The organism is Cellvibrio sp. UBA7661 (genome assembly GCA_002483365.1).
In the GTDB taxonomy this organism is placed as follows: Bacteria; Pseudomonadota; Gammaproteobacteria; order Pseudomonadales; family Cellvibrionaceae; genus Cellvibrio.
Genome location: DLHT01000006.1, coordinates 102494 through 115656 on the forward strand (window position 1 = coordinate 102494; position 13163 = coordinate 115656).

The 13163-nt window shown below is 46.7% G+C and carries 7 protein-coding genes; all 7 read right to left on the minus strand.

Features of this window, described 5'->3' with window-relative positions:
* Nucleotides 1–6 precede the first annotated feature (6 nt).
* The 7 genes from B2739_RS04635 to B2739_RS04665 all read right to left on the minus strand — a co-directional run bounded on the left by B2739_RS04635 (nt 7) and on the right by B2739_RS04665 (nt 13115).
* Nucleotides 7–1119: a DUF5009 domain-containing protein gene (locus tag B2739_RS04635; protein WP_331344703.1), complete on the minus strand. Its 1113-nt coding sequence runs from the start codon at nt 1117–1119 to the stop codon at nt 7–9.
* A 62-nt stretch (nt 1120–1181) separates the two neighbouring features.
* Nucleotides 1182–2783 (minus strand): tryptophan halogenase family protein, encoded by a 1602-nt coding sequence (locus B2739_RS04640; protein ID WP_331344704.1) that lies wholly within the window; start codon nt 2781–2783, stop codon nt 1182–1184.
* Between the two features lie 129 nt (nt 2784–2912).
* Nucleotides 2913–6050 (minus strand): TonB-dependent receptor, encoded by a 3138-nt coding sequence (locus B2739_RS04645; RefSeq protein WP_331344705.1) that lies wholly within the window; start codon nt 6048–6050, stop codon nt 2913–2915.
* Nucleotides 6051–6589: 539 nt separating this feature from the next.
* Complete coding sequence (locus B2739_RS04650; protein WP_331344706.1) at nt 6590–8233, minus strand: carbohydrate-binding protein; 1644 nt, start codon at nt 8231–8233, stop codon at nt 6590–6592.
* Nucleotides 8234–8955: 722 nt separating this feature from the next.
* Nucleotides 8956–10464 carry a tryptophan halogenase family protein gene (locus tag B2739_RS04655; protein ID WP_331344707.1) on the minus strand — a complete coding sequence of 503 codons (1509 nt, stop codon included), beginning with the start codon at nt 10462–10464 and terminating at the stop codon, nt 8956–8958.
* Nucleotides 10465–10555: 91 nt separating this feature from the next.
* Nucleotides 10556–11572, minus strand: a complete 1017-nt coding sequence (locus B2739_RS04660) for a cupin-like domain-containing protein (RefSeq protein ID WP_331344708.1) — start codon at nt 11570–11572, stop codon at nt 10556–10558.
* A gap of 25 nt (nt 11573–11597) precedes the next feature.
* Nucleotides 11598–13115, minus strand: coding sequence for a tryptophan halogenase family protein (locus B2739_RS04665; protein WP_331344709.1), 1518 nt, complete (start codon nt 13113–13115; stop codon nt 11598–11600).
* Nucleotides 13116–13163: the final 48 nt, after the last annotated feature.

Below are 13163 nucleotides of genomic sequence, written 5' to 3' on the forward strand. Positions count from 1 at the left end.
TCCACATCACACTCTGATAAACACTTTACGACGATACAGAACCCAGCTTACGCACCAAAAAAGCAAAACATGCAACAGCGCAAAAACAAGCGATGCCATAGCGGGCGGAAAAACCTGTGCTAATACACCATATAAAAAATTGTAAAACGTTATGCCTTTATTACCTATCTGCAAATATTGATAAGCGTGAACCCAAAACGGAGCCAACATATAAATAAAAATGGAATTGGAACCATAAACAATCAACGGCTGTGCAAATGAATATTGTTGTTTGATATCGACCAACCACACAAATACTGCCAATGCGATACAAAAATACCCTGCGCTATAAATAACAAAAGAACTGGTCCACAGCGATTTGTTAATCGGTAACCAAATATTCCATAACAGCCCAAATAGAATTCCACTTGCACCAATTAACAATAATATTTTCACACTGTAAAAACGGTTTGGTTGCAACACCAAAAAACGTGTTAATTCAAAACCGATCAATACATTCACAATGGCAGGTAAGGTACTGAGCAAACCTTCCGGATCAAAAGGAATGCCTTTTCCGGTGTACATATGATCAGGACCGATCAGTATTACATCCAGCGCAACAACGACATTGCTGGTTAGCCCAAATGGATCACCTTGAGCACCTGAAACCAATAACGTCCAATACCCCAGCAATAGCAGTGCACCTACCACGTACACCGTCATTTGATTAACGCTCAATACAATGAATGCAGCGAGCATATAGGCAAGTCCGATTCGCTGTAGCACCCCCATCACACGCAGATTTTCCCATCCACCAAGCACGCCATTGAATACCAGGCCAAGTGCAAAAATAATCAGCGCCCGGCGCACAATTATTGTGAACATAGATGGCAGCAACCATTTTTCGCTTTGATCCAATCCATTTTTATAAAAAGCGAAATACATGGCTGAACCCACTACAAACAAAAAAAACGGAAACACCAAATCAGTTGGTGTACAGCCATGCCAGTCGGCGTGGGCAAAAGGGGGATAAATAAATTCCCAGGAGCCCGGAGTATTTACCAAAATCATCATCGCAATCGTAAGCCCGCGCAGCGCATCCAATGCGAGATAACGGGTAGAACTTGTTAATGCCTTCATCACTCAAACCACATCAATCGTTTAACAACACTAGCGCTTGTAGATATACCAAAACCGGGTAATTATGCTGATTCCATCTGCATCACCTCTTTCAGCAAATTATGTGCGCTACAGTGTTTTGCAATATAGTCAGCATGGCTTGGCATAGCATCGGCAGCGAGACTGATGACGGATTTTATTTCCTGCATTATTCGCTGAAATTCAGCCGCTTCAATTTGATCTGCAAGTGGATGATAATCCCGCGCGTGCAGCCCCTGCCCTTGCATGACCGCAAACCAACTTACCTCGTCAAATAATTCATTGTTATCGCGAAACAACCGGCCAGATGCATGATATAAATCCAATTTTTTCTGCAAAGATTCTGGCACCTGCATATGGCGACAATAATTCCAAAATTCAGAATCTGTGCGTTGGCTGACCTTGTAATGCAAAATGATAAAGTCACGCACATAGGTGAATTCAGATGTGAGTAATTCGTTGTATTTGTCGATGACAGTTGGATCTATCTCTGCCATCGGCAATAGCGCAATGAGTTTGGAAATGCTGGATTGGATTAAATGGATACTGGTAGATTCCAACGGCTCCAAAAACCCGCTTGCCAACCCCATAGCCACACAATTTTTATTCCAGAATTTTCTTCGCATTCCGGTTTTAAAACGGATAAAGCGCGGCGCTGCCAGTACGTCACCCTCAATGTTCTCCAGCAGAATTTTTTTTGCTTGTTCATCGCTCATGTATTTACTGCAAAACACATGGCCGTTACCCGTGCGGTGCTGCAATGGAATTTTCCACTGCCAGCCAGCGGCGTGCGCCGTTGAACGGGTATAGGGCAAGGGAGACGATACATTACTGCTGGGCACTGCGACGGCTGTATCGCACGGCAGCCAATGTGTCCAATCGTCGTAGCCGGTATTCATGGCTTTTTCGATGAGTAATCCGCGAAAGCCAGTGCAATCAATAAATAGTTGCGCCGATAATGCCTGCCCGCTTTTCAAAATCACTTTTTCAATAAAGCCATTGTCTTCACGCAGTTTTACGTGTTCGATTTCACCTTCAATACGCTCAACGCCGCGCGCTTCAGCAAAATTGCGTAAATATTTTGCGTAAAGCCCTGCATCAAAATGATAGGCGTAGGAAATTTGCGATAACGGCGAGTTGGGCATTTTTGCCGGTGGCATAAAACGCCCGCGCAACGCCGCCTGGATTGCAATGGAATACTCACCGGGGTCAACCGTTTTACCAGCCGCTGCATGGCGCAACCAGTAATGGTAAAAACTTAAATAGCCCATGCTCATACCGTAAGGGCCAAAGGGATGTACGTAGCTATTGCCAATACTCCCCCAATTCACAAATTGGATACCTAATTTAAAAGTGCCCTGGGTGTGCTTAATAAAATCATTTTCATCAATGCCCAGCATTTGATTAAATTTTTGGATAACCGGAATGGTGGCTTCGCCTACTCCCACGGTGCCGATCTGATCTGACTCCACTAAACGGATGCGACACTGGCGATTTTTATACACATGCGATAACGCCGCGGCAGCCATCCAACCCGCGGTACCGCCACCGACAATTAAAATATCTTTTATCGTTTTTTCTGATCGGCTTGCATCCGCTTGATGCTCTCTATGCGATTGATGCTCTCTATGCGATCGCTCATTCATGACAATTGCCCTTCCCCGCTTGAGTTACAGTATTTTTTCGTTGTTGTTTTTAAGTAGACACATTGCACACCCCCGATATTGTCAGGGAATGTGCAATGTGTTTTTTTGTACGGTTATGAAGCGTTAAAATTAAAACGTCGCACGTACTGATAACGCGTAACGTCTATCCGTTAACGAGAAGTTTTTCGGTGTAGTGACACCATCCTGATTAAACTGCGTGCGCGTGAGCGTCATTTCATCCAACAGGTTGCTGCCTTCAATACCGATACGGAAGTTGTCATTGATCGTGTACCAGATGGACGCATCCAGATAGCCCTGGTCTTCGCTGAAAATCGGTGCAAAGGCATTGGCATCGCGACGCGTAATCAAATACTCGGAGCGCCAGTTGTAAGCAAATCGCGCCTCTATACCTTCGTACTGATACATCAACGCGAAGTTATAGGTGTCTTCCGACAATCCGGGCAATGGCAAATTATTGAAATTACGGAACGCATTGCGGTCACCCCCAACGGAAACACTGGTGCCGTTTTTGGTATCTTCCAAATCATCTTGCGATACGTAGGTGTAATTAAATTGCGTACCCAATCCGCTCCAGAAGCCGGGGAGGAAATCGTAAAATTGCTGATACGCAATTTCAAAGCCCTGGATTTTTCCTTCACCTTCGTTGACTTGTTTGCGCACCAACATATCGAGCGATACATCGCTCACTGGATTCGTCACTGTGGTTAAGTAATTTCGTTCACGGAATAAATTGGTGATGTTTTTATGGAACACACTCAGTGTCAAAGAGCCCACTTCGCTGAAATACCATTCCGCCGTCAAATCAATTTGGTCAGATTCTTCCGGTTGCAAATATGGGTTGCCGCCAACACCATTTGCACTGACCTGCATATCCACAATGGTGCCGGGGTTAGCAGGATCTTCTGTTGAGGTTACGGCAGCGTTGTAATTGACGGTGTTGCGCATATCGTAAAGCGATGGGAAAAACACTGCTTTTGATAATGCCAAACGCGCGATCACATCATCGGTCACGCCCACACTCAAATTAAAACTGGGCAGAGTTGTGGTGTAGGTGTCCGGTTTTGCGGTATTTACCGTTGAACCATCGCCATTAAAAAATTGCGCGTAAGTAGGAAAGTTTTGTTCGTAATACGCTTGCGCAACATCGCCCAAACCCGGTTTGTTAAAGCGCGATGTGCCTGAAGCCTCCACGCCATAACTTACGTAGCGCAACCCGAGATTGGCTTTGATCGGCATTGCCAATTCATCGTTTACAAAATCAAAACGGATGTAGGCTTCTTCACGGTCAATTCCGGTGGTGACAGTTTCGTGCGGCAAATAACCTTTGGCATCGGTAGGTTTACCATCGATCGTCACGCGCGTTGCACGGTTGTGCCAACCGCCGTTGTTCAATCCGTTTTCCATCAGGAATGCATCGTAGGCCAGCAGATTTTTTTCCTGGGTGTTGCTCATGCGCGGGAACAAAAAGGTGCGGTTATCTCCGGCCAGACCTCTGCCGCCCATAAAATCGCTGCCAAAATTCACCGCCTCATACAACTCCGGATTGCCCGCCATGCCCGCTGTTGGCACTGTGCCCCAAGTGTGCGAGACAGCGCCCCAGTTAATGTATTCGTCGTCTTGTGTGGTGCGGTCGATATCAGCGAAATAAGCGCCACCGGCAACCGATTTTAACCAGCCGCCATCAATCTGGTATTCCACGTCGGCGGTGAACGAATCCATCGAACCGGTTGCGTCCACGTTGGTATCCATGATCGATACCTGATAGTAATCACAGGCACCGGCAGGGTCAGACAAATCGGTTGTGCCCGGATTTGCACCAGCAGGGCAACCCATCCAATCCGGCGCGCCGCCACTGGCATTGGTGCCCAGGAATTTCACCGTTGGCACTTTGGTGCGCAAATCGAGGAACACATCCGACATCGCAAAGCGGTTGTTGATGGTGTTATTTTCGCGGTCGTAACTGGTATCCAATGTTTGCAAATCCAATTCGATTTTCCATTTGTCATCGGGCGTGATAACCAGATTAAAACTGGCATCTTCCACGATGCTTTCGGTGCGGTCGCCGCGCGAGGAGGCAAGGTAAGCCACGTTCCACGGGTAGCTGATAGTACCGCTGGTGAAGTAGCCGTTTTCGTCAAAGGTTGCGTCATTGCCTACCAACACCGCATTCATCAGATCGGCATCAAACCCTTGTGAACTGGTGGTTGGGAAGAGCACGCGCTCGCGCCAGCTTTCCTCGGAATCCGAGCGGATAAATTCAGCGGTCGCCCTGAGTGTTTCATCCGGATTTTGCCATTGCAACGCCACATCAAAACCGTTGCGGTCGCGATTGGAATCAGCGGTTTGCATCCAGGGGCCGGTCGGCATAAATAATTTCTGCCCGGCATAACCCGGCAACTCGGTGTTACCCAAGGTCGGATATTCCGTTTGGGTCGCACTGCGCTCATAGAAGTTACTCAGATTGATGCCATCGCCGCGCGCGGTAAATTCCGATGTTGATGCGCTGATCAACAATCCGAATTCACCCACACTGGTATCCCAGCGGTCGCTGAACAAGCCCGAGTAAGAGGGCGACCAATCATCGACCAAATCGCCGTAGCTGGTTTTGGCCGAGATAAAAATTTTGCAGCCATCCATATCGAGCGGTTTACGCGTAATCAAATTCACCGTACCCGCTACACCACCGGCGATGATGTCTGAGGTCTGGTTTTTTATCACCTCAACCGTACCCACCAACTCCGGTGGAATATCTTCGTAACTCAATCCGGAAGTCCAGTTACCGGCACTGAAAGATTCGCGACCATTGAACTGGCTGTGCACGCGGTCAAGACCACGCACCAGGACACCGCGACCTTCGGCCGCAAAGTGGTTTGGGTCTGTCGGTGCGGCAAAGCGGCCAACGGTCACACCCGGCACACGCTGCAAGGCTTCGGTGATACTTTTGTCCGGCAACGCACCAATGTCCGATGCGGTAATTACATCCTTCACCGTATCGCCTTCGCGCTTGAGCGCTTGCGCATCCTCAAGGCTGGTACGGATACCCTGCACCACAACCTCTTCCAGATCCGGATCAGCTGTATTAGCCGTTTGCGCCAACACCGGCGCCCCCATCGCCATGATGGAAAGCGCCAGCAGGGATTTCTTGAATCCCCGACCGCCAATGTTCAGCTCTGGTTTCTTACTGCCAATCTCACCGCCTATCCCGCTTTTTTTCTCGTCTGTTTGTTTGTTTGCGTTATTGCGCATAACCAACCCCTTTGTAATTTTCACGAAGTAGAAATTGACCATCCGTTGCGCGGTAAAAGCCGCAAACACGGTCATTTCGAATCTAACACTCGTGTTTTCAGGGGTTCTACAGGCCAAAAAAACTCGAACCACATCTACTAAAAGTCGCACCTAAAACAATTTCTTAAAGTCGAACCCACTATTTTGAGTGTGACTTTTGGTAATGCATCGATTTTTGAACAAGAAAGATACAGAAATGAATTGCCGAAGTGCAGATGATTACCAAATTCCCGGTTCGATAACGTCATGACTCAAAGCCAGACAAAAAATGGGCAAAAAAAAGCGGATCATAACGATCCGCAAATCCGGGGGAGAATGAAAACAGTAATGTGAGATTAATCGTTTGGCCCGTTAGTCGATAATCGTGAGCTCAGCATCAGGTTCTTTACATGTCATCCCCGCGTGCGGGGATCCACAGGTCTTAAATCTAAAGCTGGACTCCCGCTAGCGGGAGTGACGGCGCCAGGTCAGACCGCATCCTTGCGATTAATGTTTGGGGATTACAGCTTGGTGAAGCGAATCCAATTCAGGTTCCAGCCACCTTGCGGGGCAAAAATACCAATGGCGTAGGTGCCTGCATTAATCGCCACATTGTGGGACACAGTCGTCCAGGTTTGCCAACCGCCGGTTGCTGGAATATTCACTTGCCCAAGCTGGATTGCACCGGCATTTAAATCCAGTGATAAACGCGAACCACTCGGGCTGGCCACACGGTATTCAACACGGTAAGTGCCGCTCGAAGGAAAGTTGATATTGGCGTGTGCCATCCAATCATTCGCATCAATCCAGCCCACGTTTTGGCCGCCGCCGGTATCGGTTGTGGTTTCCAGTTGCACGCCGCTCATTGAGGTATAGGCTTCCGCTTGAATCAAACGGGTAAATGCAGCCGATGATGAACTCGATGAAGAAGTACCGCCGCAAGCCGATGCCGCAATCGGCTCCCAAAAATACGTGCTTACGTTAGGGATATAACCGGGGTTTGCGTATTCCGCGATGTAGTAACCGCCTTGATAAGTGACTTTATCGCCCACGGCATAATTTTGGCCGCTGACCCACGCAGGGCAGGCAGTTGATGTTGAGGAACTTGAACCGCCGCCGCTACCAATCTGGCTGTGAATTGCCGCGAGCAAACTGTTTGCGCCCGCAGCATCTTGTGACAATTCCCAAATCATCACACCCGAACCTTCTTGCAGCGCGAGTTGGGTTTTAGCACGAATAGTGGGAATACCGTTGTAGGTAATGTAACTGCAACCTGCGCAGCGAGTGCCAATCACATCGGCCTGTGCAGCGCCCGCCCCAAATTGGCTGACGATGGAATTGAAATCATACGCAGCAGCGTAACCATTAAATCCATAACCATAAAATGGAACACCTAACACCATTTTTTGTTTGGTGAGGCCGCGTGCTTTCCAGATATTAATGTCAGACACCGCCATTGAATAAGGGGAATGCTCAACACCGGCAGGCCCCCAACCCGGGCCAATTGCGTCGTATGACATGATGTTTACAAAATCAAAATACGGCAGCGATGAGGTGGGCACCATTCCGCCAACATAAGACGCGGTTGCCGAGGTCAGTAATTTTCCTGCAGGTAATCCGTTGCGCAGCGCCTGGATAAACGGCGTGTAATTTCCGGCGTTATCGATATTGGTGAGTACCACACCTTCAATATCAATATCCAAACCGTCCAGATTAAACGTATTAACCACCTGCAATAAATTATTCACTACCGTCGCGCGGTTTGCCGGTTGCAACAGCGTTTGCCAATTGCCGGAACAAGGTGGCAACACACCACCGGCAACCGACACTAATACTTTTACACCGGCTTGATGGGCTTTATTTACTACGTATTGAATATCCGCAGCGCTGGCTCCCTCCATACACACCGGATTACCGCCACTTAAAAACGCGCCGCTCGCATTCGGGTTGAGAAACGACAAATTCAAATGGGTTAATTTACTTAAATCTGTACGGTCAATAACAGCCGGCATATTTTTATAGGAGGGAATGTAACCAACTACTTTGGTCTGCGCCTGTACCGCCTGCGCAACACCGGCCGATACTGCAACGGCCGCGCACACCACACCTAGCCAACGTTTAATGACGCAATACGATTGTGAAAAAGAAGAAAGATCTGCACGCATAGAAAGTTAGCCTCTGTTCGTTATTTGTGTAATCAAGCAATAACATCAAATCCACGCTAACACCGGCTAAAAAACACCTCAACGCGCGACATCAAGATCGCACCCGATCGCCGCAAAGTCTTACCTGGGAATAAACAAGTGGGATGCAAAAATGACAAACCGGTCACATTAAAATGAATGTGCCACTTTGGTGAAAAACGGGAGTGGGATAAGACGTTGCGCGCGGGCTATATCTGACAGGCGAACAAATCCATACAGAAGCAAAAACAGAAACGGCATAAATAAAAAAGCCAGAATTTTGAGCTCTGGCAAGTCACGGGAAAACACGGTTAAAAACCGTAAGGCAAAAATATCAAGGCAGGAATTTAATAGCTGTTCAACAGAACGACAACAGCACGATAAAAGCCACAAGCAACGCAGTATTAACGCAATAAAACCACGTCAACCATTTGCCACCTTGCGACGGTTTATCGCTGGTGGGTGCACCCGAAGTGCAAGCGATAAAATTTGCCATAAGCACACCCACCTTCAAAAAACTGTCCGACATATACCTTAAAACCACATTAGCACCGCTATTACAGGCCAGCAATAACGTATTTTGGTAGGAATGAAAGTCGAACTTTTCAGGCAAAAACAGAACCCTTCTCAATTTTACCCTGTTAAAAATGGAACGGCTTTGGCCAATAGATTAATAAAAAATAAGATTTCAAAAGACCAGCTAATCAATTGATCCCAAGCAGCTCGTTGTGTGTTTTAAAGTTCAAACCACATCGACGAATAAAATCCGCCAATTGCGCTATATCCTGACCGGATTTCACTTGGTTATTTAGTGCATCTTCCCTTAACGGCGGGAACACGCCATAACCGGCCAGTAAACATGCCCATGATTTGGGTTGATAACTGCCGATTAAGTTATTGGCGTACATATTTTTGGCAAAGTCACCACCGGCTTGCCAAAAATGCAGAACTTGTTTGAGCGATTCCGATAAATGCGTATTGGCCGCATTATCTTTCCAGTAATCTGTATCTCTGCGCTGGTTCGCTTTGTAATGACAAACAATATAATCCCTCACGCCGTCAAATCGGGCATTCATTTCTTTATTGAATTCATTTTCATATTGATTGGTGTACGCGCCTTTTTCGTAGCATTTAATAAACGCCGAAAGAGTATTAAACGAGAGTGCAAGCGCAGTAGCTTCTAATGGCTCAATAAACCCTTGCGACAAACCTACCGCTACACAGTTTTTTTCCCAATGTTTTTCAACTCGCCCGACTTTCATCTGCAAATGTCTGGCAGCAACATCGCTATCCAGCATTCCCAAATGTTGTCTTAATTCAGTTTCAGCTTGATCTGGCGTAATGTAATCAGCACTGTAAACATAACCGTTGCCAAAACGATTGATGAGTGGAATTTTCCACGCCCAACCATTTGAAAGCGCAGTTGATCTAGTTTCGGGTGGAATCACATCTGAAATGGCGGTCGGCATTACCACCGCCGCATTATTAAACAAATTTTCTTTAAAACTAATGTGAGTGACTTTTAATGCGCTCTGCAATAACAGCGATTTGAAACCGGAACAATCAATAAAAAAATCCGCATCAATAAGGCTGTTATCTTCCAGACGCACCGAAGCCAATTCTCCGTATGGATTCATAATGACTTCAGTCACTGTGCCAAAAATGCGTTTAACACCACGGCTAATCGCTTTTTCGGCAAGATATTGTCCCAACAAGCCCGAATCAAAATGGTAACCATAGGCGACGCCAAACGGAAAATTTTCCGTTGGTATAGGGCCCAGATTTTTTTGGGTGATATAGGTTTCTAAAAAATAAGTGTCCGGATGCGCATTCACGTTATAACCCTGCATGCGCGCATGAATGTTTGCAAAAAAAGCAGGCACCGTAAATATATCATCTGTCTGCGCAGGAAATGGGTGAAAGTAACTCTCATAGCCCGGAATCGATGACCAATTAACAAATGAGATACCGTTTTTGTAAGTGGCATTGCAGCGCGGCATCCAATCAGATTCTTCAATACCTACTTCATCAAAAAAGAATTTCAAATGCGGTGTTGAACCCTCGCCCACACCAATAATGCCAATATCACTGGACTCAAGCAGACAAATTTCCATATCGCGCCAACGAGTGGCAAATAAATTGGCTGCCATCCACCCCGCTGTGCCACCGCCGACGATCAGTATTTTTTTAGGTTTTTTTGCTTCGCTTGTCATTTGGCTAGTTCGCTTTTACATACATGAATCTATTGAATACGCGCTACCGGATTTGCGCCTACTGATTGCGCACAGCACTGGTTTCACAAAATTACTTTTTCAGCTTTTCAATAAAATAATCTTTAACCGACCTTACATAATCGAGCGACATTTTCCCCAGCACATGATGTTGGTGTTCAGGAATATACGAGGCAGGATCTACCCCTTGTTTAAATAAATAATGGTCAAACATATAACGCCATGCCTTGCGCTGGTTGGGGGTCAAATCGCGCATGGCCAGCAGCGCAATATTTAAACTGTCGATCGGGCTTGGCGATGTTGCACTTTTCGCGGCAGAACCATTCCACCAATAATTCATCAGCGCATTTACTTTTGCCAATGACTCCACATGATGCCACCAGAGCATAGGGATAAAAATGGCATCGCCCGCTTCAAGCTCTGCGCAATAAGCATTATCCAATGCCGTTTTAAATAATGGATATCGTTCAAAATCCGGAGCATGTAAATCCACCATGCTCACTGGTGCTCCTGCAGGTGTGAAGTTGAGTGGGCCGGGATATAAATTGCCGGTTTGATCCGGTGGAAATAATATAAAACGCCGCTTGCCGGCAACAACGCAGGCAATATTGTCTGCGCCATCGTAATGCGCACTCACAATACCTTCATTGCCAACCCATAAACGCGGCTCGGTTGTGGGAAAAAACTCTGAGGTATTTTCCTCACTCAAACCGGGCAAGAGCTCACTTGGCGACGAATTTTGCATAGAAATAGCCGGATAAATTTCCCGATCCATTAACTCCAGCATGCGCCCCAAAAACAAATCAACACGCTCTTCGCCGCTGATGTAATTCACGTCGGTTAATTCATCGTTATAAAAAAACCGTTTTTTCGCTACCGGCGGAGCGACAAAAATACGGGCTTTTTTACCGTTATAAAAACGCGTTAGATAGGATACAAAATCCTGCGGGGATTGTTGTGCTGCAACAACCAGCGGCCAACGTTTTGCAAAACCGCGAATAACCACCGGCTTGTGCTCAGGTGCTATCTGCCCGAAAAACTGGTCAGCGCTCAGCTGATGGTATTCCGGTATTTGTTTGTACACCGTCATATTTATGTGCTCTTGATATAGCTGCCTACACAGAGGTTTTTTTTACTGCGCAATGCTGCTGGATATATTCTGCGTGATCTGGCATTTTCATAACTGTTTCGCGAACGCTGCGTGCATTCTCTCGCATCAAAGTTGCGAGATGCTCTTTATCAAATGCATCAACCAACGGATGATATTTTCTCGGCCGAACCTTCATGCCTTCAAGGATCGAACACCAGCTATCCATGGTGAAGAACTGGCCAGGAATATGCTCTATCTGACCGCGCTCGCGGAATAAACTGATTTTTTCACGCAAAGAATCCGGCACCGGCATAGTCTGGCACCAATGCCAGAACTCAGTATCATCGCGGCCACTGGTGCAATAATGCAAAATAATAAAATCGCGAATTTCCTGATAATCCACATTCATTTTTTGATTAAAGGCCTGCTCTGTATAAGCTTCAAAATCGCGGTCAGGAAAGTGACGAATAAAATGCACCAGAGTTTTATGCACCAGATGAATCGCTGTAGATTCCAAGGGTTCAAGAAAACCCGATGCCAGCCCCAAGGCCAAACAGTTGTTGTGCCAAATTTTTTTGCGCCGCCCGGTGGTAAAAGGAATAACTCGCGGTTCATTGAGTAGCTTGCCTGTGACCGCTTTACGCAAAGTATCAATCGCTTGCTCATCCGAACAGTATTGACTGGAAAACACGTAACCATTGCCGGTGCGATGCTGTAATGGAATTTTCCAGGTCCAACCGGCCTCGCGTGCAGTCGCGATAGTGTAAGGATGCAAGCCGCTGGTGTTTTCTGTTTGCACCGCAACCGCACGGTTACACGGCAAGTAATGTGTCCAATCTTCATAACCAATATTAAGCGCACCTTCAATCAGTAATCCTTTAAAGCCGGTGCAATCAATAAAAAAATCACTGGTAAGGGTCTGCCCATTATCCAATTCAAGTGAATGAATAAATTGCCGTTCATCCACCACAACCTTATTAACAGTTGCTTCAATTCTTTCTACGCCGCGCGTTTTGCACAATTCACGTAAATAACGCGCGGCCAATATCGCATCCAAATGCAGTGCATGACTGAAACTATTCAACACCCAGTTTTGTTGTGGGGGCGGGCGCAGCATAAAGCGTTGGTTTTCAGCCATGATGGCGCAAGGTGAATGATCAAGCCAACGGGTGGCATTGCCATCTGTAACATTTTTTAACCACAGCTGATAAAACTCAAAACCATTCACATCCTGCCCGACACGGCCAAACGGATGAAAAAATTGTTTACCCGGTTTTAGCCAATCATCAAAGCGAATGCCCAACTTGAATGTGGCCGATGTGGCTTCAACAAATTCTTTAAGATTGATCTGGCAGGTGCGCAAAAAATCCATGATTGTGGGCACGGTGGATTCACCTACTCCAATGGTCGCAATATCCGGTGCTTCAATTACCGTGATTTTTATCCGGCTACCTTGCAATGCAGAAGAGAGCAAACTGGCGGCCATCCAACCTGCAGTGCCACCGCCCACAATACAGATTGAATTCAAGGTATTTTTTTGCATTGTCAGTATCTATTCGATTAAGTGTCTAGCAATCATAGTAGCAACCAT

Coding starts and splice junctions, on each gene's coding strand:
- B2739_RS04635 (WP_331344703.1), bottom strand. CDS start 1,119: ATGAAGGCATTAACAAGTTCTACCCGTTATCTCGCATTGGATGCGCTG.
- B2739_RS04640 (WP_331344704.1), bottom strand. CDS start 2,783: ATGAATGAGCGATCGCATAGAGAGCATCAATCGCATAGAGAGCATCAA.
- B2739_RS04645 (WP_331344705.1), bottom strand. CDS start 6,050: ATGCGCAATAACGCAAACAAACAAACAGACGAGAAAAAAAGCGGGATA.
- B2739_RS04650 (WP_331344706.1), bottom strand. CDS start 8,233: ATGCGTGCAGATCTTTCTTCTTTTTCACAATCGTATTGCGTCATTAAA.
- B2739_RS04655 (WP_331344707.1), bottom strand. CDS start 10,464: ATGACAAGCGAAGCAAAAAAACCTAAAAAAATACTGATCGTCGGCGGT.
- B2739_RS04660 (WP_331344708.1), bottom strand. CDS start 11,572: ATGACGGTGTACAAACAAATACCGGAATACCATCAGCTGAGCGCTGAC.
- B2739_RS04665 (WP_331344709.1), bottom strand. CDS start 13,115: ATGCAAAAAAATACCTTGAATTCAATCTGTATTGTGGGCGGTGGCACT.